Origin of the sequence: Lentzea waywayandensis, from assembly GCF_900115955.1 — a bacterium.
GTDB classification, from domain to species: Bacteria; Actinomycetota; Actinomycetes; order Mycobacteriales; family Pseudonocardiaceae; genus Lentzea; species Lentzea waywayandensis.
In genome coordinates this window covers 104,858-131,528 of record NZ_FOYL01000018.1, presented here as the reverse complement: position 1 = coordinate 131,528, position 26,671 = coordinate 104,858, and the positions used below count along the sequence as shown (strand labels likewise).

The 26,671-nt window shown below is 68.6% G+C and carries 27 protein-coding genes and 2 tRNA genes; 17 read left to right on the top strand and 12 right to left on the bottom strand.

Annotated elements, in window-relative coordinates; translation table 11 throughout:
• The first annotated feature begins 204 nt into the window (after window positions 1-204).
• On the top strand, window positions 205-777 hold the full coding sequence (locus tag BM417_RS42250; RefSeq protein WP_093605747.1) for an HNH endonuclease: 573 nt from the start codon (window positions 205-207) through the stop codon (window positions 775-777).
• A 19-nt stretch (window positions 778-796) separates the two neighbouring features.
• Here BM417_RS42250 and BM417_RS47320 read toward each other — a convergent pair whose 3' ends face one another.
• Window positions 797-1,546, bottom strand: a complete 750-nt coding sequence (locus BM417_RS47320) for a DUF2345 domain-containing protein (RefSeq protein ID WP_177320922.1) — start codon at window positions 1,544-1,546, stop codon at window positions 797-799.
• A gap of 282 nt (window positions 1,547-1,828) precedes the next feature.
• On the opposite strand from BM417_RS47320, the gene BM417_RS42235 reads away from it, so the two are divergent.
• The 3 genes from BM417_RS42235 to BM417_RS42225 are packed head-to-tail and all read left to right on the top strand — an operon-like array spanning window position 1,829 to window position 3,751.
• A complete protein-coding gene (locus tag BM417_RS42235) occupies window positions 1,829-3,019 on the top strand; it encodes an MFS transporter (RefSeq protein WP_218164739.1) in 1,191 nt (396 codons plus the stop codon).
• Between the two features lie 20 nt (window positions 3,020-3,039).
• On the top strand, window positions 3,040-3,285 hold the full coding sequence (gene ctaJ / locus BM417_RS42230; RefSeq protein ID WP_093605744.1) for an aa3-type cytochrome oxidase subunit CtaJ: 246 nt from the start codon (window positions 3,040-3,042) through the stop codon (window positions 3,283-3,285).
• Window positions 3,272-3,751, top strand: a complete 480-nt coding sequence (locus BM417_RS42225; RefSeq protein WP_093605743.1) for a DUF5130 family protein — start codon at window positions 3,272-3,274, stop codon at window positions 3,749-3,751. The genes ctaJ and BM417_RS42225 overlap by 14 nt, the downstream gene beginning before the upstream one ends.
• 42 nt (window positions 3,752-3,793) lie before the next feature.
• Here BM417_RS42225 and BM417_RS42220 read toward each other — a convergent pair whose 3' ends face one another.
• The 3 genes from BM417_RS42220 to pepN form a co-directional block, all read right to left on the bottom strand.
• On the bottom strand, window positions 3,794-4,429 hold the full coding sequence (locus BM417_RS42220; RefSeq protein WP_093605742.1) for a GNAT family N-acetyltransferase: 636 nt from the start codon (window positions 4,427-4,429) through the stop codon (window positions 3,794-3,796).
• Window positions 4,426-6,150 (bottom strand): GNAT family N-acetyltransferase, encoded by a 1,725-nt coding sequence (locus tag BM417_RS42215; protein ID WP_093605741.1) that lies wholly within the window; start codon window positions 6,148-6,150, stop codon window positions 4,426-4,428. The genes BM417_RS42220 and BM417_RS42215 overlap by 4 nt, the downstream gene beginning before the upstream one ends.
• A 75-nt stretch (window positions 6,151-6,225) precedes the next feature.
• Window positions 6,226-8,787 carry an aminopeptidase N gene (gene pepN / locus BM417_RS42210; RefSeq protein WP_093605740.1) on the bottom strand — a complete coding sequence of 854 codons (2,562 nt, stop codon included), beginning with the start codon at window positions 8,785-8,787 and terminating at the stop codon, window positions 6,226-6,228.
• A 163-nt stretch (window positions 8,788-8,950) separates the two neighbouring features.
• Here pepN and BM417_RS42205 point away from each other — a divergent pair, with 163 nt between their 5' ends.
• From BM417_RS42205 to BM417_RS42185, 5 genes are all read left to right on the top strand, one after another.
• Complete coding sequence (locus BM417_RS42205; protein ID WP_093605739.1) at window positions 8,951-9,559, top strand: mycothiol-dependent nitroreductase Rv2466c family protein; 609 nt, start codon at window positions 8,951-8,953, stop codon at window positions 9,557-9,559.
• Window positions 9,560-9,617: 58 nt separating this feature from the next.
• Window positions 9,618-10,457 carry a DNA-3-methyladenine glycosylase family protein gene (locus BM417_RS42200; protein ID WP_093605738.1) on the top strand — a complete coding sequence of 280 codons (840 nt, stop codon included), beginning with the start codon at window positions 9,618-9,620 and terminating at the stop codon, window positions 10,455-10,457.
• A gap of 434 nt (window positions 10,458-10,891) precedes the next feature.
• Entirely contained in the window at window positions 10,892-12,244 is a 1,353-nt protein-coding gene (locus tag BM417_RS42195; RefSeq protein WP_245822719.1) for an aldehyde dehydrogenase family protein, read from the top strand.
• Between the two features lie 41 nt (window positions 12,245-12,285).
• Entirely contained in the window at window positions 12,286-13,488 is a 1,203-nt protein-coding gene (locus tag BM417_RS42190; RefSeq protein ID WP_093605736.1) for a GNAT family N-acetyltransferase, read from the top strand.
• 57 nt (window positions 13,489-13,545) lie between these two features.
• The gene (locus BM417_RS42185) at window positions 13,546-14,277 is read left to right on the top strand and encodes a hypothetical protein (RefSeq protein WP_093605735.1); all 732 of its coding nucleotides are present in this window, start codon (window positions 13,546-13,548) and stop codon (window positions 14,275-14,277) included.
• A gap of 7 nt (window positions 14,278-14,284) precedes the next feature.
• On the opposite strand, the gene BM417_RS42180 is transcribed toward BM417_RS42185, so the two are convergent.
• Both BM417_RS42180 and BM417_RS42175 read right to left on the bottom strand, forming a co-directional pair.
• On the bottom strand, window positions 14,285-15,085 hold the full coding sequence (locus tag BM417_RS42180; RefSeq protein WP_093605734.1) for an Fpg/Nei family DNA glycosylase: 801 nt from the start codon (window positions 15,083-15,085) through the stop codon (window positions 14,285-14,287).
• Window positions 15,078-15,530 carry a ribose-5-phosphate isomerase gene (locus tag BM417_RS42175; RefSeq protein ID WP_093605733.1) on the bottom strand — a complete coding sequence of 151 codons (453 nt, stop codon included), beginning with the start codon at window positions 15,528-15,530 and terminating at the stop codon, window positions 15,078-15,080. Before BM417_RS42175 ends, BM417_RS42180 begins: the two co-directional genes overlap by 8 nt.
• A 27-nt stretch (window positions 15,531-15,557) precedes the next feature.
• On the opposite strand from BM417_RS42175, the gene BM417_RS42170 reads away from it, so the two are divergent.
• Both BM417_RS42170 and BM417_RS42165 read left to right on the top strand, forming a co-directional pair.
• Window positions 15,558-16,223, top strand: a complete 666-nt coding sequence (locus BM417_RS42170) for a 2-phosphosulfolactate phosphatase (RefSeq protein WP_407656214.1) — start codon at window positions 15,558-15,560, stop codon at window positions 16,221-16,223.
• The gene (locus tag BM417_RS42165; protein ID WP_093605731.1) at window positions 16,220-16,828 is read left to right on the top strand and encodes an MBL fold metallo-hydrolase; all 609 of its coding nucleotides are present in this window, start codon (window positions 16,220-16,222) and stop codon (window positions 16,826-16,828) included. The genes BM417_RS42170 and BM417_RS42165 overlap by 4 nt, the downstream gene beginning before the upstream one ends.
• Here BM417_RS42165 and BM417_RS42160 read toward each other — a convergent pair.
• The 3 genes from BM417_RS42160 to BM417_RS42150 all read right to left on the bottom strand — a co-directional run bounded on the left by BM417_RS42160 (window position 16,809) and on the right by BM417_RS42150 (window position 17,965).
• Window positions 16,809-17,183, bottom strand: coding sequence for a histidine triad nucleotide-binding protein (locus tag BM417_RS42160; RefSeq protein WP_093605730.1), 375 nt, complete (start codon window positions 17,181-17,183; stop codon window positions 16,809-16,811). The genes BM417_RS42165 and BM417_RS42160 overlap by 20 nt on opposite strands.
• A 147-nt stretch (window positions 17,184-17,330) precedes the next feature.
• The gene (locus BM417_RS42155) at window positions 17,331-17,666 is read right to left on the bottom strand and encodes a VOC family protein (protein WP_093605729.1); all 336 of its coding nucleotides are present in this window, start codon (window positions 17,664-17,666) and stop codon (window positions 17,331-17,333) included.
• The gene (locus BM417_RS42150) at window positions 17,663-17,965 is read right to left on the bottom strand and encodes a winged helix-turn-helix transcriptional regulator (protein ID WP_218164738.1); all 303 of its coding nucleotides are present in this window, start codon (window positions 17,963-17,965) and stop codon (window positions 17,663-17,665) included. The genes BM417_RS42155 and BM417_RS42150 overlap by 4 nt, the downstream gene beginning before the upstream one ends.
• 57 nt (window positions 17,966-18,022) lie before the next feature.
• On the opposite strand from BM417_RS42150, the gene BM417_RS42145 reads away from it, so the two are divergent.
• Window positions 18,023-18,577 (top strand): NAD(P)-dependent oxidoreductase, encoded by a 555-nt coding sequence (locus tag BM417_RS42145; protein ID WP_093605728.1) that lies wholly within the window; start codon window positions 18,023-18,025, stop codon window positions 18,575-18,577.
• Window positions 18,578-18,743: 166 nt separating this feature from the next.
• Here the strand turns inward: BM417_RS42145 and BM417_RS42140 are convergent.
• A tRNA-Gly gene (locus BM417_RS42140) sits at window positions 18,744-18,814 on the bottom strand.
• 63 nt (window positions 18,815-18,877) lie between these two features.
• On the opposite strand from BM417_RS42140, the gene BM417_RS42135 reads away from it, so the two are divergent.
• Window positions 18,878-18,951 (top strand) — tRNA-Pro (locus tag BM417_RS42135).
• A gap of 49 nt (window positions 18,952-19,000) precedes the next feature.
• Here the strand turns inward: BM417_RS42135 and BM417_RS42130 are convergent.
• Window positions 19,001-19,762 carry an alpha/beta hydrolase family protein gene (locus BM417_RS42130; protein WP_093605727.1) on the bottom strand — a complete coding sequence of 254 codons (762 nt, stop codon included), beginning with the start codon at window positions 19,760-19,762 and terminating at the stop codon, window positions 19,001-19,003.
• Between the two features lie 19 nt (window positions 19,763-19,781).
• On the opposite strand from BM417_RS42130, the gene BM417_RS42125 reads away from it, so the two are divergent.
• Window positions 19,782-21,536 carry a hypothetical protein gene (locus BM417_RS42125; protein ID WP_143139054.1) on the top strand — a complete coding sequence of 585 codons (1,755 nt, stop codon included), beginning with the start codon at window positions 19,782-19,784 and terminating at the stop codon, window positions 21,534-21,536.
• 9 nt (window positions 21,537-21,545) lie between these two features.
• Here BM417_RS42125 and BM417_RS42120 read toward each other — a convergent pair whose 3' ends face one another.
• A complete protein-coding gene (locus tag BM417_RS42120; RefSeq protein WP_093605725.1) occupies window positions 21,546-22,484 on the bottom strand; it encodes an ABC transporter substrate-binding protein in 939 nt (312 codons plus the stop codon).
• Window positions 22,485-22,730: 246 nt separating this feature from the next.
• Between BM417_RS42120 and BM417_RS42115 the strand changes: the two genes are divergently transcribed.
• The 3 genes from BM417_RS42115 to BM417_RS42105 are packed head-to-tail and all read left to right on the top strand — an operon-like array spanning window position 22,731 to window position 26,638.
• Window positions 22,731-23,744: a quaternary amine ABC transporter ATP-binding protein gene (locus BM417_RS42115; RefSeq protein ID WP_218164737.1), complete on the top strand. Its 1,014-nt coding sequence runs from the start codon at window positions 22,731-22,733 to the stop codon at window positions 23,742-23,744.
• Between the two features lie 2 nt (window positions 23,745-23,746).
• On the top strand, window positions 23,747-25,672 hold the full coding sequence (locus BM417_RS42110; RefSeq protein ID WP_093605723.1) for an ABC transporter permease: 1,926 nt from the start codon (window positions 23,747-23,749) through the stop codon (window positions 25,670-25,672).
• Between the two features lie 12 nt (window positions 25,673-25,684).
• Entirely contained in the window at window positions 25,685-26,638 is a 954-nt protein-coding gene (locus tag BM417_RS42105; RefSeq protein WP_093605722.1) for an ABC transporter substrate-binding protein, read from the top strand.
• Window positions 26,639-26,671 lie beyond the last annotated feature (33 nt).

The window sequence follows — 26,671 nt, the reverse complement described above, 5'->3', positions numbered from 1 at the left end:
GCGAGTTCACCCCAGGTTTGATCACACATCCGTGACGCGTCACTTATCACACGTGATTTTTTCCTGGTAAGTGTGGTCTCCTATGGCTGAACCGGTGGAGGTGGTCGCGTGCCAGACCGACAACCGACCCCTATCGGCACCTCGCTACCAGGCGAGACGGCGCCGACGGTCCCCCCATGCCGAAAACCGCCTGAGCTGCGGGCCGTGCCGGATGGGGATCGAGATGGGGGAGGTACCGGTCCGACGCCGGCTGTTTTCCCCTGGGGAAGACGCAAGGTCCTGCTGCTGAACGCCACGTTCGAGCCGCTCACGGCGTTATCGCTGCGCCGCGCGGTGGTCCTGGTGGTGTGCGGGAAAGCCGAAGTCGTGCACGGAGACGCCTCCGGGCTGGTGCTGCACTCGTCGAAGTCCGAGGTGCTCGTGCCGTCCGTGATCCGGCTGAGCTCCTACGTTCGCGTGCCTTATCGCGGTCGCGTGCCGATGACCCGTGCCGGGCTCATGCACCGCGACCGTTATCGCTGCGCCTACTGCGGCGGGCGGGCCGAGACGATCGACCACGTCGTGCCGCGCTCGCGTGGCGGACCTCACACCTGGACCAACTGCGTCGCCTGCTGTGCGAAGTGCAACCACCGCAAGGCGGACAAACTGCTGTCCGAACTGGGCTGGCGGCTGCGCGTCGTTCCCGCGGCGCCACGTGGCCCGCACTGGCGACTGCTCGCCGGCGTGGCCGAGGCTGATCCGCAGTGGTTGCCGTACCTGGGCGAACCGGCTGCCTGAGGCTGGTCGTCGTTTCGGGTCAGGCCGCGAGGGAGAAGTCGTTCTGGCGCGCCGTGATGCGCACCGAGTCGTCGAGCGCGGTGATGCGGACCGAGTCGTCCATCGTGATGCGCACGGAGTCTTCGCGTGCGGTGATGCGGACGCTGTCCTGCTGAGCGGTGATGCGCACGGAGTCGTCGTGGGCCGTGATGCGCACGCTGTCGTCCATGGTGATGCGGACCGAGTCCTGAGCGGTGATGCGGACCGAGTCCTGAGCGGTGATGCGGACCGAGTCGTCGTGCGCCGTGATGCGCACGGAGTCGTCCATGGTGATGCGGACCGAGTCCTGAGCCGTGATGCGGACGGAGTCGTCGTGTGCGGTGATCCGGACGCTGTCATCCATCGTGATCCGGACGGAATCGTCGTGCGCCGTGATGCGGACGGAGTCGTCCATCGTGATGCGGACCGAGTCCTGAGCGGTGATGCGGACGGAGTCGTCGTGCGCCGTGATGCGGACCGAGTCGTCCATGGTGATCCGGACCGAGTCCTCACGCGCAGTGATCCTCACCGAGTCCTGCTGAGCGGTGATCCGAACGGAGTCGTCGAGCGCCGTGATGCGGACGGAGTCGGCGCACGTGATCCTGACCGAATCGCTCGCCGTGATGCGCACGGAGTCTGCCATCGTGATGCGCACGGAGTCGCGGGCCGTGATGCGCACCGAATCGCGCGCGGTGATCCGAACGGAGTCGGTCATCGTGATCCGGACGGAGTCACTGGCCGTGATACGCACTGAATCGTCCTTGTAGCTCGGAAGAGTGAAGGTCACGGCCTGGGGGCGGGTCATCGTGAACATTTTGTGTCCTCCAGCTCGCTCGGGGCGGGTGCGCAAGACCCGTATAGGTGAAAAGCTAAGAGGTGGGTGTTCCGGGAACAAGACCCCAAACCGGCACCCGTTCGCCGCCGACCGGGTGAGGCCTGACCGGGTGTAACCGCTGCGCCGCACGAGAGCACTCATTGCCCTTACTGGCGGGTATGGACACGCTCTGTAGCGTTCAATCTGATGGAACGTGACATGCGTCATAGTGCAAAAGGCGTGCGTGGACGGGGTTTCCGAGCGCTCACCGGGGCTTGGGCGGTGTCGCTCGTGGGCGACGGCGTGCGCCTCGTCGCGCTGCCCCTGTTCACCGCCTCGAGCACCCGCAGTCCGCTCGCGGTGTCCGCTGTGGCCGTCGCGCTCACTCTGCCCTGGTTGCTCGTCGCGCTGCCCGCGGGTGCGCTTGTGGACCGCTGGAGACCGAGAACCGTTGTCGTGGTGGCACATTGGCTGCGTGCCGGGGTGACCGGAGTGCTCGCTCTGGCAGTCCACACCGGACACGCGACGGTGGTCGTCTTGTGCGCCACGGCTTTCGTGCTGACCTCCGCGGAGACGTTCGCGGACTCGGCGTCCCAGGTGCTGCTGGTCGAGCTCGCGGGCCAGGACGAGCTGGAGGCGGCCAACGGCCGGTTCGTGACGGTCGAGACGATCGGCATGGACCTGGCCGGCCCGCTGGCCGCCGCGGTGTTGTTCTGGTGGGCGCCGGCGGCCTGCTTCGCGCTCGACGCGCTCTCGTTCGTCGCCGCCGCGGTGCTCGTGTCCCGCGTTCCAGACGTCGCTCCCGAACGCTCTGGCAGTGATCTTCGTGGACAACTGGCCGAGGGCGCGCGGTTCCTCGTGCGGACCCCTGGCCTGCGGTCACTGGTAGTTGCCGTTGCAATCACAGCAATCTGCGCAGCCGCGATCAACGCCATGCTGGCGCTCTACTCCATCCAGGTACTCGGCCTCGCCGAACCGGTGGTTCCGGTTCTCGTCGTGTGCATGGCGGCCGGCGCTCTGCTAGGCGCCCGGCTGTCCCCGCGGCTCGCGGCGCGGTGGGGTGCCGGACGGGTCATGGTCGGGTTCCTGGCGTTGCTCGGCGCCGCGTTCGCGTTGTTCGGTCTCACGCCGTGGCTGGTGGTGGCGGTGTTCGCGTGCGTGCTGTTCGGCGTGGCGTCCGCGGGCTGGAACGTGCTGTCCGCGACCCGGCGGCAACGGCTCACACCGGGGCCGATGATGGGACGCGTGACCAGCGCTTATCGGGTGCTCGCCTGGGGCCTCTCACCACTGGGCGCGGGCCTTGCCGGACCACTCGCCGAGGCGACGTCACTGGGCACCGTCTACGTCGTGGCGGGCTCGATCGTGGGATTCACCGCGATCTTGCTGGCCCGGCCGCTCGCGCGCGGCTGAGTTCGGCTACCGTACCCGCCGTGACCATCGTGGAGACCGTTCTCGTCTTCGCGTTGATCCCGCTGGCGATCTACGGCGTGATCACGCTGCTGACGGTGAGGCCAAAGGCCACCCGGATTCCCCGGTACCGGCCCGGCCAGGAGTGGGGCTACGCCCCGGTGTGGTGGAGCGCGAACCCGGCTGGGTTGAGCGCTGAGCCCCACAGCGCCGCCGAGTCCGGTGCCTCGGACTCGACCGCCAAGGGAGGCGCACGTGGCAACTGGTAAGGCGATCGAGGCCGTCGACCCGTCGACGCTGCCCGTCGGTGCCGTCGTGACGAACAGCGGTCGTGTGTCCGCGGCGAAGATGTACGAGCCGCACGCGCCGGAGCTGCCGTTCACGCCTGCCCAGCTCGCGCAGCTGGACGAGGCGCTGACGCTCTCCAGCCGCTCCACGGGCCTCGACTTCAGCGTGTACCTGGGCGAGCTCGGCACGAACGCTCACGAGCGCGCGCAGGAGCTGCACGGCTCCACCGAGCGTCCGACGCACCACGTCCTCGTGGCCGTGTCGCCGGGCGAGCGCGTCGTCGAGATCGTGACGGGCGAGGAGTCCCACCGCCGTCTCGCCGACCGCGGTGCCAAGCTCGCGGTGATGAGCATGGTGGCGTCCTTCAAGGAGGGCGACCTCGCGGGCGGCCTCGTGTCGGGCCTGCGCATGCTGACCGACCAGGCGGGCAACGCGCCGCGTTCCTGATCTTGCTCTTCGAACGCCCCCGGCCTGCGCCGGGGGCGTTTTTCACGCGCTGACCTCGTTGCGCGCCACCACCAGGTCGGAGATCTTCTCCCAGCCGAGGCTGCGGTAGAGGTGGACGCCGTCGGTGGAGGAGAACAGCAACCCGGTCGTCGCCCCGTCCGTCATCGCCTCTCTCGCCAGCGCGCCCATCACGACGCTGCCGAGACCGCGTCGCCGATGCGTCTCCGCCGTCTCGATGCGGTGCGCGACAGCGTCTTTCCCGACGACGGCCATCAACCCGCCGGCCGCCACCTCGCCGTCCGCCAGCACCTGGACCTTGATCACCGGATCCCTGGTGATCTCCACCTGGTAGCCGGCGGGCGGTTCAGGTGCGGGGTGGCCGGCGAGCGCGCGTCGCATGAAGGTCTCGTCCGGGCGTGCGACGACCAGCCCGGCCGCCTCGACCTCCGCGATCACCTTCTCCGGTGAGTGCGTGGGGATGCTCAGCCAGCTCGGTTCCTCGGTGGTGGCAACGACTCCGGCCAGCGCACCGGACTCCGCGTCGTCCGTGGCGATCCACTCGAACACCCGGTGCGACCGGTTCACGTGGACGACCAGGTAGCCGTCGCGGTACTCCGACGTCAGCCCGTCGGCCGCGATCCAGCCGCGGTGCCAGCGCTCCACCAGTTCGCCGATCATGCCTTCTCCTCGCCATTCGTCGCGATCACGACGTCGGAAATCGTTTCCCAGCCCAGTTTCCGGTACAGGCGCAGGCCGTCCGCGGTCGCGAACAGCAGCCCGTCGCTGGCGCCGGCCTTGACCGCCTCCCGCGCCAGCACACCCATCACCACGCTGCCGAGCCCCCTGCGTCGATGCTCCGGCTTCGTCGCGATCCGGTGCGGCACAGCGTCTTCGCCCACGACGGCGATCAGCCCGCTCGCCGCCTCCTCGCCGTCGAAGGTGACCACGACCTCGATCACGTCGCCCGGTGTCACCCGTACCGAGTAGCCATCGGGAGGTTTCGGCGCCGGGTGGTCGAAGAGGCCGCGCCGCATGAACGTCTCCGGCTCGCGCGGGACCAGTCCTGCCTCCTGGACCAGGCGGGTGACCTCGGCGGGGGAGTGCGTCGGCACCGTCAGCCAGGTCGGGACGGACTGGAGTTCGACGTCCTCGGCGTGCTCCGCCACCAGCGCGTCACCCGCGAGGATCCGTTCCTCGGCCCGGCCGGGGAGGTCGGCCCAGAGGTGCCAGTTGTCCAGCATGGCGTACGGGGGATCGAGCTCCGCCGCCCTGGCCCAGCCCGTGATCCAGCGGTCGACCAGCGCGCCGAGTTCGACGCTGTCGTCGAGCCGGTCCTCGAAGTCCGGTTCGGACGGTTCGAAGTGGACCTCGACACCGTTGCGCCGCAGGTACTTCAACAGCCCGAAGAAGCGTTCGGGCACCGCATCCAGTGCCACGTCGGGGTCGTGCCACACGAGCGTGATGCCGGGAACGAACCACCACTCCTCGTACATCCCGGTGATGCTGTGCACTCCTCCGAGGAAGCGCCCAGGCCCGACCAGTGCCTCGCTCAGCGCGAGGTGCACGCCGTACTCGTCCGTGGCGTACGTGCCGTCGACGTGGTGGACTCCGGCCGTCGGTTTCGTGCGAGGAGCGTTGGCGGCGATCTCGTTCCACCACATGCGGCCGTGCGGATCCAGTGGCGCCCACAGGTTCCGCTCCGCCGGGATGCCCTCCTGCCAGCTGCGCCACACCGCACGGGCGGCGGGTTCGGGGCGCTGTCCGACCATCGAGCACTCGTTGTACCGCGACTGGTCGAGCACGACGTCGAAGAGTCCTCCGCCCACCGCGGACGTGGTCACCGACGTGACGTCCAGGACCACTCCCGCGTGCGCCACGATCCGGCCGCTGGGGTCCAGGGCGCGCAACCCCACGTAGGGCCCGCGGGCGTCCTCGCGCGGCTCGGACCGGAAAAGGCCGGGGTTGTCGCAACCGATCAGCGTCACGGGCGGCCAGACGCTGTCGAACGAGCGGGGAAATCCTTCCACGACACGACAGGTGCCGGACTCGCGCAGGTCCTTGAACAGGGCGTATCGCACGGGCAGCGCGCCGAAGTCCTCGCCGTCGATCAGCTGGGTCACGCAGGCGCTGGCGACGACGTCGCCGTCGGGCAGCACGGCGTGGACGACCAGATCGCCCAGGTGCCACCACTGCGATCCGGGAGAGCCGTTGATGTCGAGGTGGAAGTCGCCGGTGAGCTCGTCCGGTGCGACCGTGCACCCCCGCAGCACGAGCCGTTCCCGTTCCGGCGGCACGATGTCCGCGAACAGGCCGTCGACGTCCACGACGCGTGCCAGGACCTCGTCGGAGTGTTCGTTGTCGTCGTACCAGCGGCAGACGACCTCGTAGCGAAATCTCACCGGACCTCCCCAGGAGACGCTAACGCGAAAGCCCCGCAACGCGCGAACACATTGCGGGGCTTCACGAGTGCCGCGTCAGGAGCGGTCGAACTCCTGTGCCGCAAGGGCGCGCACGATGCCGGCGCGTCCCTCGGAGACCAGACGGCGCAGGGCGGGCGGGTGCTCGTCCGCCAGCCACGCGTCAGCGGCCTCCACAGTGGACTTCGCGATCGACCACGCCGGGAACATGCCCACGACCATCGACTGCGCGCGTTCGGAGGTGCGGCGGTCCCACACGCCCTTCACGTCGCCGAAGTAGCGCTGCACGTACGGCGCGAGCAGCTCCTTCTGGCCGGGGTGCGAGATGCCCGCGATGATCGCCTCGCTGACCGCGTTGGGCAGGTCGTCGTCGTTCACGGCGCGGTCCCACGCCTCGTCCTTGGCCGCGGTCGTCGGGCGCAGCGCACGGGTCGACTGGGCGCGGCGGTGACCGGTGGAGGTCGGGTCGCGCTCCTCCTCGGCGGTGATCTCCGGCAGGTCCGCCTTGCCGTGCGCGACGAGCGCCTGAAGCAGCCGCCAGCGCAGGTCCGTGTCGACGTCCAGGCCTTCCAGCACCGCGGTTCCGTCGTACCAGCCGCGCAGAACGTCCACAGTGGAGTCGTCGAGCACCGACGAGGTCAGCGCGTTCACGAACGCCAGCTGGTGGTCGGAGCCCGGCTCGGCCGCCTGCGCCAGTTCCATCGCCTTGGCCACGAACCGGCGCCAGCCCTCCGCGCGCCACGAGTCGTCCGCGTAGGACGACAGCGAGGTCTGCGCCTGGAGCAGAAGCCGTTGCACGACACCGACCTCGGACTCGGAGTGCAGTCCGCCGAGCACCAGGTTCACGAAGTCGCGGGCCTTCAGCTCGGCCTCGCGGGTCATCTCCCACGCGGCCGACCAGCACAGCGTGCGCGGCAGCGGCTCGGCGATGTCGGAGATGTGGTCGATCAGCCCGGCCAGGGAGTCCGGGTCGAGGCGCATCGTGCAGTACGTGAGGTCGTCGTCGTTGACCAGCACGATCTTGCCGCGGTGCACGCCGACCAGTTCGGGAACCTCGGTGCGGTCGCCCGTCACGTCCAGCTCGTGACGGTGCGTGCGGACGAGCTTGCCGGTGCCGTCGTCGTCGTAGACGCCGATCGCGATGCGGTGCGTGCGCAGTTCCCCGGCGCCCGGTCGCGCGCCGCCCTGCAGCACGGCGAACTCGGTGAACTTGCCCTGTGCGTCAACGGTGAACTTGGGGCGCAACAGGTTCAGGCCCGTCGTCTCCAGCCACTGCGCGCTCCACCACGACAGGTCGCGGCCGGACGCCTCCTCCAGCGCGCCCAGCAGGTCCGCGAGCGTGGCGTTGCCCCAGGCGTGCTTGCCGAAGTAGACCCGCAGGCCCGCCAGGAAGTTCTCCAGCCCGACGTACGCGACGAGCTGCTTGAGCACCGAGGCGCCCTTGGCGTAGGTGATGCCGTCGAAGTTGACCTCGACCGCCTGCACGTCGGAGATGTCGGCGGCGACCGGGTGCGTGGAGGGCAGCTGGTCTTGCCGGTACGCCCACGACTTCTCGATCTTCGCGAACGTCGTCCAGGCCTGGCGGTACTCGGTGGCCTCCGCCTGCGCGAGCACGGACGCCCAGGTGGCGAACGACTCGTTCAGCCACAGGTCGTCCCACCAGCGCATGGTGACCAGGTCGCCGAACCACATGTGCGCCATCTCGTGCAGCACGGTCTCGGCGCGGCGCTCGTAGAGGTAGCGGGTGACGCGGCTGCGGAAGACGTAGTCCTCGAGGAACGTGACGCAGCCGGCGTTCTCCATCGCGCCCGCGTTGAACTCCGGCACGAAGCACTGGTCGTACTTGCCGAACGGGTACTGCACGCCGAACGCCTTGTGGAAGAACCCGAAGCCCTGCTTGGTCTCCGTGAACAGGCGCTCGTGGTCCATGTGAGGAGCGAGCGAGGCGCGGCAGTAGATGCCGAGCGGAATGCGGAAGTCACCCTCGACGAACTCGTCGCGCCACTCGGCATAAGGGCCGGCGACCAGGGCCACGATGTAGGTCGACATCGGCTTGGTGGTGGCGAACGTGTGCACGTCCGAACCGCCCTCGCCGTCCTCGGTGGCGATGATCTCGCCGTTCGAGATGACCTTCCAGTCGTGCGGCGCCGTCACCTTCATGGAGTAGACGGACTTGAGGTCGGGCTGGTCGAAGCACGCGAACATGCGCTTGGCGTCCGCGGTCTCGAACTGCGAGTACAGGTAGACACCGCCGTCGACCGGGTCGACGAACCGGTGCAGGCCCTCGCCGGTGTTCATGTACCGGCAGTCGGCCTCGATGGTGAGCTCGTTGGTCTCCGCGAGGTCCGGCAGCCTGACGCCGTCCTCCTCGCGGTATTCGGAGACGTCGAGCTCACTGCCGTTGAGCACAGCGCGGTGCACGGTCGCCGCCACGATGTCGATCCACGAGGAAGCACCCGGAGTCCGGCTGCGGAACACCACGGTGGTGGTGGAGCGGAACGTGTCCGAACCCGGCTTTCCGCCGCCGTCGGTCAGGTCCAGCTCGATCCGGTAGGACTCCACTTCCAGCAGCTCAGCACGGTCCTGAGCCTGGTCGCGGGTGAGGTTGGGCGCGGCCACTGGTCACCTCGTCTGCCGCGCGTGTGGTTACGCGCTGACGTCGTCGGGAATGGTTATGACTCCCGCATCCAATCACGGAACCGGCGTACGGGAAGAGATGACAGGGTGATCTGGTTGGGCTGATGGGGCGATAACGCCACCGACCGTCACTAAAGGGGCACGCATGACCGACAAGGCGAAGGTCGACTTCTACTTCGACCCTCTTTGCCCGTTCGCCTGGATCTCCTCGCGATGGATCCTCGAGGTGGAGAAGGTCCGCGACATCGACCTGAGCTTCCACGTGATGAGCCTCGCCGTGCTGAACGAGGGCCGCGACCTGCCCGAGCAGTACCAGGAGCTCATGACCAAGGGCTGGGGTCCGGTTCGCGTGGCCATCGCCGCGGAGCAGAAGTTCGGCAACGAGGTGCTGCCGAAGCTGTACGCCGCGATGGGCACGCGCATCCACAACGAGGGCAACCAGGACTTCGACGAGATCATCAAGCTGGCTCTCGCCGACGCCGACCTGCCGGCCGAGCTCGCCGAGGCCGCCTCCTCGACCGAGTACGACGAGGCCCTGCGGGCTTCGCACCACCGCGGCATGGACCCGGTGGGCATGGACGTCGGCACGCCGACCATCCACATCGACGGCGTCGCGTTCTTCGGCCCGGTCCTGACGAAGATCCCGCGCGGCGACGAGGCGGGCACGATCTTCGACGGTGCCAAGATGCTCGCCGGCTTCCCGTACTTCTTCGAGCTCAAGCGGACCCGTACGGGTGAACTGGACTTCAGCTGAGTCCGGCTGAGCTCCTCGCCTGAATTTTCTGTCAGGGGTCCTCGCTAACGTCCCCGACATGGCACACCACAGCGTCGAAGTCGCAGTTCAGGGCCCCTGGTCGTTGGCGACGTCCAGGGAGTTCTGGGAGGGCTTCACTCCGGCCGCGTTGCCCGCGCGTCCGGGAGAGGCGCTGCGGGCGACGTTCCTCGTCGAAGGTGAGTGGCGCCGCGCCTCGGTCTCCGTGACCCAGCGCGGCGCCACTGCCGTTCTGGACCTGTCCGGCGAGGGCGACCTCGACCTGGCGGCGGCGCAGGTGTGCCGCTTCCTGTCGCTGGACGTCGACGGGCGGGCGTGGCCGGACGTCGGTCAGCGCGATCCGGTGATCGCCTCGGCACAGGCTTTGTTGCCCGGCTTACGGCTGTGCGGCTTCTACTCGCCGTACGAGGCGGCGGCGTGGTCGGTGCTGTCGCAGCGGATCCGCATGTCACAGGCTGCGGTGTTGAAGGCTTCGCTGCTGCGGGAAGGCGTGTTCCCGGCTCCGGCGGAGTTGCTGGCGCTGGACCTCGACCTGCCCGGCCGCAAACCCGAGTACCTGCGGGCAGTCGCCGAGGCCGCGCTGGACGGGCTGCTGGACGCGGTGACGTTGCGTTCTCTCAAGCCCGCGGCCGCCGTGCTGGCGGTGCGGCAGGTCAAGGGGCTGGGTCCGTTCGCGGCCGAGCTGGTCGTGCTGCGCGGTGCGAACGCTCCGGATGCCGTGCCGCACAACGAATCCCGGCTCACCGACGAGGTCGCGCAGCGGTACGGCCGGCCGTTGGCCGAGGTGTCCGAGGCTTGGCGGCCGTACCGGACCTGGGCCGCTGTGCACCTGCGCGTGCTGCGTGAGCGGCGGCTGGGAGGCGCGATGGCGCCTGCCTGACTCTGCTGGCGATGCCTGGGCTCGCGCGGGGTTGCCTGCCTTTGTCAGCGAGACATCGGTCGTCGACGCTGGTCGTTGGCCACAGTGCTGACTACGGGCTGACTACGGCTGCCCTCGCTCACCAGGCCTGGGTCTCCGGCGCGGGTTGCTGGGCACGGCATCTGCGGTTCTCGTTCTTGTTCGCCAGGCCAACCTCCGGGTTGCCCGCCACTCTCCGGCTCACCCGGTATCCGCCAGCCGCGACCCGGCACCCGCTGGCCTACCTGCCCACCTGCCCCCGGCAGGCTCACCCGCCGCCCACGCGCCGCCCACCTGCCCACGCGCCGGCGAGCCCTGCCCACCCACGCCACCCTCCGGTCAACGTGACCGTCGCCGACGGATGTGACAGGCTGGCCGCTGTCAGCGCTGTGAGTGTCACATCCTGGAGGGCTCTCGTGATCGAGGTCGTCAACCCCGCCACCGAGGAAGTCATCGGCACGGTCGCCGAGGGCACACCGGCCGACGTCGACGTGGCCGTGGCCGCCGCGGTGGCTGCCTTCCCCGCGTGGTCGGAGACCTCGGTGGACGAGCGGGCGAAGGTCGTCCGGACGATCATCGACGGCCTGCGTGAGCGGGGCGGCGAGCTCGCGGCGACCATGACCCGGGAGATGGGCACGCCCCTCACCTTCAGTCAGAAGGTGCAGGTCGCGAACCCTGTTGCTATCGCGGAGGGGGTCGCGGACGTGCTGGAGCGCGGCTACTTCGAGCCCGAGGAGATCGGCAACTCGCTGGTCTTCCGCGAGCCGATCGGGGTCGTCGCCGCCATCACGCCGTGGAACTTCCCGTTGCAGCAGATGGTCGCGAAGGTCGTTCCGGCGCTGGCCGCGGGCAACACCGTGGTGCTCAAGCCGAGTGAGCTCGCGCCGGGGACCGCCGACCTGCTCGCCGAGATCATCACGGCCGCTGTTCCCGACAACGTCTTTTCACTGGTGCACGGCACCGGGCCCGTTGTGGGTGAGGCGCTGGCCGCGCATCCGGACGTGGACATGGTGTCGTTCACCGGGTCCACGAAGGCCGGGCGCCGGGTGTCCGCCGTCGCCGCCGAGACGGTCAAGCGGGTGGCGCTCGAGCTGGGCGGCAAGTCGGCGTGCATCGTGCTCGACGACGCCGATCTCGGGCGTGCGGTGAAGATCGCGGTCGCGAACTCGTTCATGAACAACGGCCAGGCGTGCAGCGCGTGGACTCGGTTGCTGGTGCCCGCCGACCGTCACGACGAGGCCGTCGAGCTGGCCGCTCAAGCCGCGAGGAAGTACACGTCTGCGGATCCGAGCGAGCCGTCCACGCGGATCGGGCCGGCGGTGTCGAAGGCGCAACGCGACCGTGTCGTCGGGTACATCCGCAAGGGTGTCGAGGAAGGCGCGACGCTTGCCGCCGGTGGGCCGGAAGCCCCGCTGCCGCAGGGTTTCTACGTCGCGCCGACGGTGTTCGGCGGGGTGACGCCGGAGATGACGATCGCGCAGGAGGAGATCTTCGGGCCGGTGCTGTCGGTCATGCCGTACGCCGACGAGGACGACGCGGTGCGGATCGCGAACTCCACCATCTACGGGCTGGCGGGCGGTGTGTTCTCCGCGGACACCGACCGGGCACTGCGGATCGCGCGGCGGTTGCGGACCGGGCAGGTCGACATCAACGCCGCCGCGTTCAACACGAGCGCGCCGTTCGGCGGGTACCGCCAGTCGGGCAACGGGCGTGAGTTCGGCCGGTTCGGGCTGGACGAGTTCTGCGAGGTCAAGTCGGTCCAGCGGTAATTGGGCTGCGGATGACGCCATGGCGGCGTATCACTGCTGCCATGGCTGACTCGGCGCTGAGCATCAGGACGATCACCGACTCCGACGTTCCCGAATTCCAGCGGGTGATGGCGTGGGCGTTTCTGAGCGACACGATGGGGGAGGACAGCAAGTGGCTCAAGGTCCTGGAGAAGGACCGGGCGCACGCTGTCCTCGACGGTGACGAGCTGATCGGCACCGCTGCGGTGCTCACTCGCGAGATCACCGTTCCGGGTGGCCGACAGGCACCGGCCGGCGCGGTGACCGTGGTGTCGGTGAAGCCCGGCCACCGGCGTCGCGGCGTGGCGTCGTTGATGATGAAGACGCAGCTGCACGGCATGCACGAGACCGGTGAGCCGATCGCGATGCTGTGGGCGTCGGAGGGCGGCATCTACCGCCGGTACGGCTACGGCGAATACGCGACCAGCATCGCCATGCTGAAGATGCCGACACGTATGGCGTTCCACCCTGGTGTGCACGTCAGCGACGCACGGATCCGTCAGGTGTCACGAGAAGAAGCGCTGCCGGTCATGCGCGAGATCCACGAACGGGTGCGCTGCACGAGGGTCGGCTGGCTGAGCCGGGTCGAGCACACCTGGAACGTGCAACTGGCCGACCGCGAGATCGATCGCGGCGGACTCTCCTCGTACCGCTACTGCCTGCATCCCGAGGGCTATGTGGTGTTCCGGGTCAAGGCGGACAGTGGTTCGAGCGAGCTGCACGTGCGCGAGCTGGTCTGCGAGACCGATCAGGCCTACGCCGACCTCTACCGGTTCCTGCTGGACATGGACCTCGCGGGGGAGATCTCCTTCTACACCGCCTGGGACGACCCGATCCTGCACATGGTCGACAACCCTCGGAAGGTCGTTCGCGAGGCCGGCGACGCGCTGTGGCTGCGGATCGTCGACATCGACCGGGCTCTGCCGCTGCGCAGCTATTCGTCCGATGTGGACAGCGTGCTGGAGGTCGAGGACTCGTTCTGCCCGTGGAACTCCGGCCGTTGGCGCCTGACCGTCAAGGGCGGCGAGGCCACGGTCACGCGCACCGAGGACCCGGCGGACGTCTCGCTGGACATCGCCGCGCTCGGCAGTGCTTTCCTCGGTGGGGTACGGCTTTCTGTGCTCAGGCGCGCACACCGCGTGGTCGAGCACACGCCCGGTCACGTGGACGCGCTGTCGATCGCGTTCCTCGGCACGCGTGAGCCGCACTGCCCCGAGGTGTTCTGACGGAACTCACGGCGGTGGTTGCTCGTTGACGGTTCACCTGGTGTGGGAGGTAAAGCCGTGGGCACCATCGTGTGGGTTGTTGTGCTGGTACTGCTGGTCGCAGGGGTGTTCTACCTGGTCAGCCAGAGCAACGCGCGCAAAGCGCGAGAGCTCGACGACGCCAAGGCGGAAGCACGCCGCTGGGTCGAGCGGCTGGGCGGGCAGGTGATGAGCCTCACCGGCAGCAACGCCGCGTCGACGCAGGCGATGGCGGACGCGTCCGAGCGCTTCACCGCCGCCGGCTCGCAGATGGAGCAGGCCCGCACGATCCCGCAGGCACGGCTGGTCACCGAGACCGCGATGGAAGGCCTGCACTACGTGCGCGCCGCGCGGGAGGCCATGGGCATGGACCCCGGCCCCGCGCTGCCCGAGAGCGCGGGTCAGAAGCAGGCGGGTGCCGTCAGCGAGGACCGCCAAGTCGCTGTCGAGGGGCACCAGTACGCCGCGTCGCCGCACTCCGGTTCGGGCACGCCCTACTACTACCCCGGCGGCATGGTCGCCGGACGTCCGGTGCCGCGTGGCTGGTACTCCGAGCCGTGGTGGAAGCCCGCGCTCGTGGCCGGCGCATGGGGCGTGGGCACGTTCCTGCTGATGGACGCCATGTTCTCCGGCATGCACGGAGTCGGCGACTACGGCATGGGCGACATGGGCATGGGCGACGCCGGCATGGGAGACATGGGCGGTGTCGCCGACGCGGGCGACACCGGTGGCTTCGACTTCGGCGACATGGGCGGCGGCTTCGACTTCTAGCAACCCACTAAGGCTGGCAGGCGGGGCACCAGAAGAGGTTGCGCGCAGCCAGTTCCGTGGTCAGGACCTCGGTGCCGCAGACCAGGCACGGCTCCCCGGCACGGCGGTAGACGTACACCTCACCGCCGTGCCGATCCACGCGTGGCGCGCGGCCCATGGCACGGGGCATGTGCTCGGCCCGGACGGTGTTGATCTGGCCGACCTTCACGCCGTCCTTCATCAGCACGACCAGGTCGGCCCAGATCGCGTCCCACAGCTCGCGGCTCACCTTGTTGCCGACCAGCAACGGGTTCACGTTGTGCCGGAACAGCACCTCGGCGCGGTAGACGTTGCCGACGCCCGCGAGGATCTTCTGGTCCATCAGCAGCACGGCCAGCGACTGCTTCGACCGGATGATCCGCTCGTAGGCGCGGTCGGGGTCGGCGTCGCGGCGCAACGGGTCAGGCCCGAGGCGCTCGCGGATGAGCTTGACCTCGTCTTTGTTCAGCACTTCGCACGCCGTCGGGCCGCGCAGGTCCGTCCAGTGCGTCTCGCCGGCCATCCGCATCCGGACCTGGCCCACGGGCAGCAGGACCGGCACCGGCGACTCGGTGAACGTTCCGTACAAGCCCAGGTGGACGTGCACGATCGCGTCCGGGCCGTAGACGTGGAACAGGTGCTTCCCGTGCGCCTCGGCGCGGACGAGCCTCCGTCCGTCCACAAGGGACGCCGCGAAGCGCCCCTGTGGACTGGTGACGGTCACGGGCCTGCCCGCGTACCGGCGCTGGTGCAGCCGCGCGAGGCGGTGCAGCGTGTGGCCCTCAGGCACGCTTGTCTTCGTACGCGCTGACCTGGTCGATGCGGCGCTGGTGCCGCGGCTCGCCCGAGAACGGCGTCTTGAGGAACGCCGACACGATCTCAGTCGCTTCCTCGGCCGTGTGCTGACGAGCACCGATGCCGACCAGGAGAGCGTCGTTGTGCTGGCGGGCGAGCTGCGCGGTGTCGACGTTCCACGCCAACGCGGCGCGGGCGCCCTTCACCTTGTTCGCGGCGATCTGCTCGCCGTTGCCGGAGCCGCCGATCACGACGCCGAGGCTGCCGGGGTCCGCGACGACCTTCTCGGCGGCGTCGACGCAGAACGACACGTAGTCGTCCAACGCGTCGTACTCGTGGGCGCCGACGTCGACGACCTCGTAGCCCTGCTCGGTGAGAGCCGTGGACAGGTGGGACTTCAGTTCGAAGCCAGCGTGGTCTGCTGCCAGATAAACGCGCACGTCACGGAGTCTGACACGCTGGTGGGTGTGTTCAGCCAGGAGGGGTACCAGCTGAAGCTGGAATGGGGGCCCGAGGGCGTCAACGCTCTGCGGGACTGTGACGTGCTGATTGTCGTCGACGTGCTGTCGTTCACGACGTCCGTCGACCTGGTGGTGGGCAACGGCGGGCAGGTGCGGCCGTCCCGGTGGAAGCCAGCGTCGGGCAAGACGCTGCGACCAGCATCACTCGTCAGCGCTACGGGATTGGTCGAGCTGCCGTCGCCGAACGGGTCGAACCTCTGCTTCCTCGCCGCCGAGACCGGCGCCCACGTCCTCGCGGCCTGCCTGCGCAACGCCTCGGCGGTGGCCAGGCGCGCTCAGGAGCTGGGGGAGACCATCGGCGTGATCCCCGGCGGCGAGCGGTGGGGCCTCGACATCCTCAACGCGGGTCCGCGCGAGTTCGGACCGTTGCGGCCGTGCGTCGAGGACTACCTGGGCGCGGGCGCGGTGCTCGCGGCGCTGGTGGGCAAGGCCTCACCCGAGGCTCAGCTCGCGGCCACGGCGTTCCGGAACACCGACGTCGAGACCGCCGTGCGGGAGTGCGGGTCCGGCCGCGAGCTGATCGAGAACGGTCACGCCGCGGACGTGGGGCTGGCGGTCGAGATCGGGGTGAGCGACGCCGCTCCGATGCTGGTCGACGGGGTGCTGCGATGATCGAGATCGCGGACGGGATCTTCGTCCGCCGGCACACCGAGCTGGACCTGACGCTCGGTCTCGTCGTCGGATCAGGTGACGCGCTGCTCGTGGACTCCGGCATGGACCCGGCACTCGCGCGTCAGGTCCGGCCGTCGCGGATCGTGTTGACGCACAACCACTTCGACCACGTGCTGGCCACCGAGGCGTTCCTGCCGTGTGAGGTGTGGGCGCACGAGGACTGCGTCGTCGACGACAGCCTCCTCGACGACCGCGCCAAGTACTACGACGAACCGTTCGAGGGCTCGCTCGTCGCGCCCACGCACACGTTCCGCGACACCGTCACGCTCGACGTCGGTGGCCGCCGGGTCGACCTGCACCACTTCGGCCCCGCGCACACCTCGCACGACGTGGTCGTGCACGTGCCGGACGCCGGTGTCGTGTTCGCGGGCGACCTGGTGGAACAGGGCGCTCCCGCTCAGGCCGGCCCGGACGCGACGCCGGCGAACTGGCGCCACGTCCTGGACCTGATGCTCGAACTCGACCCGCGGATCGTCGTGCCCGGTCATGGCGAGCCGGTCGACGCTCGGTTCGTCCGGGAGATGGCTATCCCGGCGGCCACGTGAGTCCGCGTCCGCCGAGGACGTGGCAGTGCACGTGGAAGACGGTCTGGCCGCCGTCCTTGCCGGTGTTGAACACGAGCCGGTAACCGGACTCGTCGATCCCCTCGGCCTTCGCGACCTGGTGCGCGGTGGCGAGGATCTGCCCCGCGAGCACCGGGTCGACGTCGCCGATCGCCGTGTGGTGCTCCTTGGGGATCACCAGGACGTGCGTGGGTGCCTTGGGGTCGATGTCGCGGAACGCGAGCGTCGTGTCGGTCTCCGTCACCGGGGTCGCCGGGATCTCGCCCGCGACGATCCGGCAGAACAGGCAGTCGGTCACGCCCGCATCGTATTGGTACCGATGGGCTCTGTCGTTCATGCCCACTGACGTTGAATCATGGCGGGGTGAAGGGCACCAAGCTGCTGATCGTCGTGCGGTGCCTCATCAGTTTCGCGATCGGTGTGCTGCTCCTGATCCTCGCGATCCGCTTCGGTGAGGCGCTCTGGCGGGCCGTGCAGTAGTTCATCAGTGGACGAAGCAGAACTCGTTGCCCTCCGGGTCGCGCATGACCTGGAAGCTGCCCTTCTCGTCCGTGACAACCACACCTTCGCGGGTGCCGCCCAGGCTCACCGCCTTCACGACCGCCGCCTCGATGTCGTCGACCTCGAAGTCGAGGTGCAGCCGGTTCTTCTCGTCCTTGCGCTCCGGCACCGGTTGGAACGACATCCGCACGCCATCGGGCGGCTCGACGTGCGCCCACCCGTGCTCGCGGTTCACCGGCTCGCCACCGAGCAGTTCGGCCCAGAACCGGACGAGCCGGGACGGGTCGTTGCTGTCGACGACGATCTGTTCCAGCCTCACGTCTTCACCAGATTCTCTCGGGCCCAGTCACAACACAGGTCGAGCAGTCCGAGCACCTTGCGGCCCTGTGCCGTCAGCTCGTACTCGACCCGCGGCGGGTTCTCGTCGAACGCCTCGCGCGCCACCGTGCCGTCGCGCTCCATCGCCCGCAACGTCTCGGTGAGCACCTTGGGAGTCACGCCCGGCAGCTCGGCGCGGAGTTCGGTGAACCGCCGCCGCCCGTCCTGCAACGCCCGCAGCACGTGCGCGGTCCACTTGTCACCGATGCGGTACGGCAGGTCCCCGTGCGTGCATTCCACCTGCTCACCCCCGATATCGTTGCGGAAACCGGACACCCGCACCCTACCTTCGCGCTCATGGCGAAGATCGTTGTTTTCGGAGCGTCCGGCAAGGCCGGCAAGGAGATCGCGGCCGTCGCGGAGGCTCGCGGCCACGAGGTGACCAGGATCGGGCGCGACCCCGGTGTGCAGGCCGCGGCCGAGGTGGCGGCGGGCTACGACGTCGCGGTGAGCTCGGTGGCCGACCTCTCGCGCGACGCGGCCGAGTTCTACCGCGAGGCCGCCGGCGCGCTCGTGGCGTCCGGCGCCGGCCGGATCATCGTGGTCGGCATCTACACGTTGCTGGAGACCTCGCCGGGCGTGCGCGTCATCGACGGCCCGGACTTCCCGGACGAGTACAGGCCGTTCTGCCTCGGACACGCGGCGGGGGTCGAGGTGCTGGCCGAGTCCGAGGCGGACTGGCTGGTGATGAGCCCGTCGGGCAACTTCGGCGGCACGTCCACCGGCACCTACCGCCTGGCCCCGGTCGATCCGGCGGACGAACTGACCTACGAGGACTTCGCCGTGGCGGTGGTGGACGAGATCGACAACCCGGCGCACCGCCGCACGCAGATCGGTGTGGCGTCAGCGTGACCTAGCTCATATGGAGGTCCGGGGAGCTCATATTGGGAGTCCGGGGAGCTCATATGGGGGTCCGGGGACCGCCCCGGCCGGGGGCCTGGGGGCTTGGCCCCCAGACAAAAGGCGAGAGGCCGACCCGGTCTGCGTTCTCCGCAGACATGGGTCGGCCTCGGCCGCGAGCGGGCGACGGGAATCGAACCCGCGTAGCTAGTTTGGAAGACTAGGGCTCTACCATTGAGCTACGCCCGCGTTGCCGCCCCTGTGTGGGGCTGCGATCAATACTTTAGCGGGTGGCGGTAAGCTGGTTGCAACCGGGGCGTGGCGCAGCTTGGTAGCGCACCCGCTTTGGGAGCGGGGGGTCGCAGGTTCAAATCCTGTCGCCCCGATCGGTTGTCGAACGCCCTCGGCGAAGGAACCTCGCCGGGGGCTTTTGGCTCATTTCACCAGGTAGCGGCTCGCCCACGCCGCCAGTACCTCCGCCACGTACGCGGCGTCCGCGCGGTCGGTCAGCAGGTGGTCGGCGCCGTCGAGCGAGACGAACGACTTGGGGTGGCGGGCCGAGTCGAAGATCAGCCGGGCGTTGTCCACACCGACCGTGTCGTCCTGCGGGGAGTGCATGACCAGCAGCGCGCGGTTCAGGCCCGCGATGCACGCGGTCTGGTTCTGCTGGTTGATGTCGAGCAGGAAGCCGTTGCTGATCCGGAACGGCCGTCCGGCCAGCAGCACCTCGGCGACGCCGTGCGCCTCGATCTCCTCCTTGGACGAGCCGAGCAGGTGCTCGACGTGGGTGGTGTCGGCGGGTGCTCCGATCGTGACGACGGCCTTGACCTCCGGCACCTGACGCGCCGCGGCCAGCACGGCCGCTCCGCCCAGCGAATGTCCGATGAGGACACTCGGTGCCCCGATGGTGTCGCGGAGGTGGCTTGCCGCGCACACGAGGTCGTCGACGTTGGACGTGAACGTGGTGTTGGCGAAGTCGCCGCCGGACTGCCCGAGCCCGGTGAAGTCGAACCGCAGCACCGCCACCCCGCGCTCGGCGAGCCGCCGCGCGATCCGGCTGGCCGCCACCGAGTCCTTGCCGCAGGTGAAGCAGTGCGCGAACACGGCGGTGGCCACGACGTCGCCGGCGGGCAGTTCGAGCCGGCCCGCCAGTGCCTGGCCGTCGATGCCCGCGAAGACCGCTTTCCGGTTGTCCATGCCCTCTATGGTGCGTCACGTGCGCTACCAGTACCTCGACGACCGGCTGCGGCAGGCGTTCGACCACGCCGGGCTCGACCGCGAGCAGCGGGCGTTGCTGCAGGGCGTGCTGCGCGCACTGGACCCCGACGCGCACCTCGGCGAGCACGTCGCGGGCCTCAACAGCGCCGTTCTCGCCGTCACGCGGGCCCGGACGGCCCTGGAGAGTCACGCGACGGAGGACCAGCCGCGGTGGAACCTGTTGCGCCGCATCATCACCACCTCGCTGGCGTGCCTGGACGCGGCGAGGCCCGCGTACGCCCACGGCGGCGCCAAGGACCTCACCGAGGCCCGCAAGGTCCTGCAGAGCGTCGACTCGGCCATCGCGGCGGACGGGCAGCGGCTCGACCCTCAGGTGACGGCCGCCGCGGCCGCGAGGCTCGACCCGGAAGCGCTGGAGAAAGCGGTGAAGGGGTGGATCGCTCCACTGTGGAACGGCGTCGGGCTTCCGTTGCGCACCAGGATGATCGGTGAGGTCGCGGTGGTCGTGGCGATGCACGGGCGGGACGGCAGGCAACTTCGCACGGACCTGCTGCGGTGGCTCAAGAAGCCCGGTGACCTGGCCGAAGTGTTGTGGCCCCGCGAGCAACGGCACGTCGTGGCGCTCGTGGTGAGGGGTGCGCGAGTGCTCAGGCACCTGGACGAGCTGTTGCCCCAGGCGCGGCAGGAGCCGTTGCATCGCAACAGGTTGCCGAAGGACGACTTCCTGAAGGACGCCGTCAACGGGTCGTCGGTGCTGGTGCGGGTGCCGGTGGAGGCCGCGGACGTGCACACGGCCGCGCGAAGGGGCCGCCGGATTCTGAGCGAGGTGCTCGACCAGTACGCCGCGGGGGAGCGGCTCACCGAACTGAACATCGCGCCGGTGTGGCAGGTCAGCGCGCCGGGCGGGCGGGTCACCCGCGGCACCGAGCACCAGCGCACGGTCGGCAACGCCTATCCGCTCACCGCGTACTGGCCGGCCGAGCTGCGCAGCGCGATGCGGGTGGCGAACCTGGCGCGGCAGGTCGACGCGCCGATGGCGAGCGCGGGGCTCGCGTGGAGTGCGCTGGAGGCGACGGGGCTCGACCCGAGCAAGATCGCGTGGCTGGCCAAGGCCTGCGCCTTGCAGATGCTGCGGCAGCACCTCATCAGCCTGCACGTCGTGGTCACCAACCACGACACCGAGCTGCGCAAACCGCTCGACGAGCACGTGCCGACCACCGGCGTGAAGCACCACCTGAAGTCGGTGGACGCGTGGCTGGAGGTGCTGATCGGCCACAACCGCCCGAACGCACAGCTCGACGCCGCCCAGAAGGCCATCACCGCGCTCGCCGAGAGCGAGGGCGGCCTCGTGCAGGACCTCGCAGAACTCTGGCGCGGCAGGCTCGCGGACTCGAAGGTCCTCGCGGGCTGGCTGCGTGAACAGGAGGACACCGCCGCCGCGCTGCTGGAGTGGCTCTACGTCACCCGGAACCTGGCGTTCCACGCGGGACGGTTCGCCTCGCCCGCCGACACGCTGACCGCGCACGGCGGGCAGGCAGTCGCCGATCTCACACTCGAGTTCCTCGGAAACTGGCGGACCGTCGAAAGACAGCGAAGCCGGCAGGAGACCTCCGCCGTGGAGATCTACCGCCGGCTCGCGCAACGACAGGATCAGCTGGTGGCCCGGCTCAAGCGAGCTGGGTCCGTGCGCAGGCTCAGCGTCGAGGACATCTCCGGCCCCGACGAGAAGTGGTGGTCGCGCGTCAAGAGTTGATGCCGTTGGTCACGGCTTGGCCTTCGACAGCCAGTCCTCGACCCGGTCCGGGTTCGCCTCGACCCACCGCTTCGCCGCCTCGTCGGGCGACATCTTGTACTTCGCGATGAACGACGCGACCGTGTCCTGCTCGTCGTTGCTCCACTGGAAGTTCTGGATCAGCCGGGCCGCGGGCCCGCGCTTGTCCATGAACTTCTTGGAAGCGATCTTGTCGAGCTCGTAGCGCGGGTAGTCGCAGGCCACCTGGGCCGCGTCCGCGTCACAGCCCGCCTTGTACTCGGGCAGTTCGATCTTGACCAGCTCGATGTCGAGGTGCAGCCACTGCGGCTCGAAGAAGTAGCCGATCAGCGGCGTCTTCTTCTCCTCGGCCTGGCGGAACGCCTTGATCGACGCCTGCTCGCTGCCCGCGTAGACGACCTTGTAGTTGAGGTTCAGGTTCTTGACCAGTGCCTCGTCGTTCGTCACGAACGACGGGTCGCCGTCGAGCACCTGGCCCTTGCCCTCGGACTGGGGGGTCTTGAACTTGTCCGCGTACTTGTTGAGGTTCTGCCAGTTCGTGATGTCCGGGAACTCTTTCTTCATCCACGGCGGCACGTACCAGCCGATCACGCCCTTGTTGCCGGACGGGCCCACCCGCACGGCGGTGCGCTTCTCCTCGATGTACTTCTGCTTCAGATCCTCGTGACCCCAGTTCTCCAGGATCACGTCGATCTCGCCGGAGTCGAGGCCCTGCCAGGCGGTCTGTTCGTCGACCTCCTTCTTCGTCACCTTGCAGCCGAGCCGCTTCTCGGCGAGGTACGCGACCACGGCCGCGTTCGCCTCGTAGCCGACCCACGGGTTGACGGCGATGGTGATGGAGTCGCAGGGCTCTGTCGGTGCTGCCGAGCTGGAGCGGGGTGACGCCGTTGATCCACCGCCACAACCGGCAATTGTCAACACGAACGTCATTGCCAGAGCGATTCTGGGGGCTTGCACGAACAGCTCCTCGTCGGGGGGAAGAGCGATGCAGGAGACCGCTCAGTTCAGCTTTTCCCGATCGATCAGATGCAGTCAAGTCATGGGATGATTGGTTGTCCACAAAGGATCAGATTTGTATCAGCCCTTGACCGTACCCGTGCGAAGGTCAATGCTGTCGCGCATCGAGAAACGGTGTGCGCAGTCCGCAACAGGTCGGAGTGGTTTGGCGTGGATCCCGTGATTTCGGTCAGGGACCTGTGGAAGGTGTTTGGCCCCAACGCATCACAGCTGGTGGCCTCGGACGAGCTCAAGGCGTTGTCGCGGCAGGAGCTGATGGACCGCACGGGTTCCGTTGCCGCAGTACGGGGAGTCGACTTCGACGTCGCTCCCGGTGAGATGTTCGTGGTCATGGGACTTTCTGGATCGGGAAAGTCCACACTGGTCCGCTGTCTCACGCGGCTGGTGGAACCGACCGCGGGCACGATCATGTTCGAAGGCGAGAACATTCTCGAAGCGGACCCCAAGCGTTTGCGTGACCTGCGCCGGAACAAGTTCTCCATGGTGTTCCAGCACTTCGGTCTGCTTCCTCATCGGACAGTCGCCGACAACGTCGGTTACGGACTGGAAATCCGCGGGGTACCTCGGGCGAAACGTGCGGAGCGGTCACAGGAAGTGATCGATCTGGTCGGACTGTCCGGCAACGAGAAGTCCTATCCGGATCAGCTCTCCGGTGGTATGCAGCAACGCGTCGGTCTCGCACGCGCACTCGCCGGCGATCCCGACGTCCTGTTCTTCGACGAACCGTTCTCCGCCCTCGACCCGCTGATCCGGCGCGACATGCAGTCCGAGGTCATCAGGCTGCACCGCGAGGTCGGCAAGACGATGGTGTTCATCACCCACGACCTGAGCGAGGCGCTCAAGCTGGGCGACCGCATCCTGATCATGCGCGACGGCAAGGTCGTGCAGGTCGGCACCGGTGACGAGCTGGTCGGCGCGCCCGCGGACGACTACGTGCGCGACTTCGTGCGGGACGTGCCCAAGTCGCACGTGCTGACGCTGAAGTGGATCATGCGCCCGCCGCGTCCCGACGACGACCTCGACGGCCCTGAGCTGTCGCCCGAAACCGTTGTGCGGGAAGCCGTGCGCAGCGTGCTCGGCGCAGACAAGCCGGTGAAGGTCGTGCGGGACGGCGAACTGCTCGGTGTGGTCGCGGACGAGGAGATCCTCGGGGTCGTGGCCGGGGAGGCGTGAACATGGTTGCCGTCGCCGCCCCTAGGCAACTACCGCGCAAACCTCTCATCTTCGCCGGGATAGTGCTGGCCTGGCTGGTGCTGTGGCTGGTGTTCCGCAACGTCGGGACGCTGGCGCTCGGCGCCGCCGATCTCACCCCGCTGCACCGGTGGGTCAACGACGTCAACGACGCCGTCGGCGCGTCCAGGAACTCGAACCCCGTGTTCCTGTACTTCTTCAACGAGATCCGGCTCGTCATCGACGAGTTCGTGACCTTCATCCAGGCCCTGATCGCGCAGCCGTCGTTCGGCCGGCCCGTGCCGGTGATCGGCTGGCTCGGCGTGGTCGCGATCGCCGGCTTCGTCAGCCTCGCGGTCGCCGGCTGGCGGGTCGCGTTGCTCGCCGTCGCGGGCTTCGTGTTCCTCGGCCTGCAGGGCTTGTGGCAGGAGAGCATGGACACGCTCTCGCTGACGCTCGCCGCGGTCGTGATCTCGTTGCTCATCGGCATTCCGCTGGGAATCTGGGCGGGACTGTCCGATCGGGCACACCGGATCCTGACGCCGGTGCTCGACTTCATGCAGACGATGCCGACCTTCGTCTACCTGGCGCCGTTGACGCTGTTCTTCCTGATCGGTCCGGCGAGTGCGACGATCGCGACGCTGATCTACGCCGCGCCACCCGCGATCCGGATCACCGCGCACGCCATCCGCACGGTGCCGCGCACCACCGTCGAGGCGAGCGAGTCCCTTGGCGCGACGCAGAAGCAGACGCTGGTGAAGGTGCTGCTGCCGTCCGCGCGCAAGACCATCGTGCTCGGGATCAACCAGACGATCATGGCCGCGCTGTCCATGGTCACGATCGCCGCGCTGATCGACGCGCCGGGTCTCGGCAAGACGGTCGTGAAGGCGTTGCAGACCCTCGACGTCGGCACCGCGTTCAACGCGGGCCTCGCGATCGTGGTGCTGGCGATCGTGCTGGACCGCGTGACGACGGCCGCCGCGAGCGAGCGCCGCACGCTCCCGCGCTGGGCGCTGTTCGGCGGCCTCGGCGTCACGGGCGTCTGCGTCTACCTCTCCTACACCTACCTGTGGGCTGCGGAGTTCCAGTCGGACGTGGAGATCGGCAGCGCGATCCGCAAGGGCGCGACCGCCGTGACGGAGTGGGCGCAGGACTCGCTGCCGGTGATCACGGACGGCTTCAAGGACTTCGTCACGATCGTGTTGATCAACCCGCTGCAGGCGTTGCTCGCCGAGTCGCCGTGGTTCCTGGTGGCGCTGGTGATCGTGGCGCTGTCGTTCATGATCGGCGGCGTACGGCCGGCGATCGTCTCCGCCGTGTGCATCGCGGCGCTGATCGCGACGGGCCTGTGGCAGGACTCGATGATCACGCTGGCGTCCACCCTGGTCGCCACGATCCTGGTGATGCTGCTGGGAATCGTCGTCGGTGTCTGGATGGGACGCAGCAGGCGGGCCGACCGGTTCATCCGGCCGATCCTCGACGCGGCGCAGGTCATGCCCGCGTTTGTTTACCTGGTGCCCTTCCTGGCGTTGTTCTCCGCGTCACGGTTCACCGCGATCATCGCGGCCGTGGTGTTCGCGGCGCCGGTGGCGATCAAGATCATCGCGGACGGCATCCGCGCGGTGTCGCCCGCGACCGTCGAGGCGTCCACGGCGCTGGGCTCCAGCTCGTGGCAGACGATCGTGAAGGTGCAGCTGCCCATGGCGCGCGGGGCGTTGACCCTCGCCGCCAACCAGGGCCTGATCTACGTGCTCTCGATGGTCGTCGTCGGCGGTCTCGTCGGCGCCGGCGCGCTCGGCTATGACGTGGTGGCCGGGTTCTCGCAGGGCCAGTTGTACGGCAAGGGGCTCGCGGCCGGTGTCGCGATCGTCGTGCTGGGCGTGATGCTCGACCGCCTCACCCAGGCGGCCGCCAAGCGGTGGACCAACTAGGAGGTCTGGAAAGTGGCTAGGCACAGCGTGCTGGGAGCAGTGCTCGTAGGAGCACTCGCCCTTGCTGGTTGCGGTGGCGCCAAGGTCGGTGACACCTCCTCGGGTGCGACCGGCGACTGCGGCACGTTCAACCTCGCGATCAACCCGTGGGTCGGTTACGAGGCGAACGCGGCCGTCCTCGCGTACGTGGCCGAGAAGGAGCTCAAGTGCAAGGTCACCAAGAAGGAGCTCAAGGAAGAGGTGGCCTGGCAGGGCTTCGGCACCGGTGAGGTCGACGCCGTGGTCGAGAACTGGGGTCACGACGACCTGCGCAAGAAGTACATCGACGAGCAGAAGACCGCCGTCAGCGCGGGTTCCACGGGCGTGAAGGGCCAGATCGGCTGGTACGTGCCGCCGTGGCTCGCCAAGGAGCACCCCGACATCCTCGACTGGAACAACCTCAACAAGTACGCCGACCAGTTCAAGACGTCGGAGTCCGGCGACAAGGGCCAGTTGCTCGACGGCGACCCGTCGTTCGTGACCAACGACGAGGCTCTGGTGAAGAACCTGAACCTCAACTACAAGGTCGTCTACGGCGGCAGCGAGACCGCGCTGATCCAGGCCTTCCGCCAGGCGGAGAAGGACAAGAAGTGGGTCATCGGCTACTTCTACTCGCCGCAGTGGCTGCTCAACGAGATCAAGCTGGAGAAGGTGAAGCTGCCCGAGTACAAGGCGGGCTGTGACGCGGACGCCGAGAAGATCGCGTGCGACTACCCGGACTACGACCTGGACAAGCTCGTGTCCAAGAAGTTCGCCGACGCCAACGGCCCGGCCTACCAGCTGGTCAAGAACTTCAAGTGGACCAACGAGGACCAGAACACGGTCGCGAAGTACATCGCCGAGGACAAGATGAAGCCCGAGGACGCCGCCAAGAAGTGGGCGGACGCCAACGCCGACAAGGTCAAGGCGTGGCTGCCCAAGGCCTAGTCAGGACGTAAGAAAGCCGCGGGGGTGTGGTTC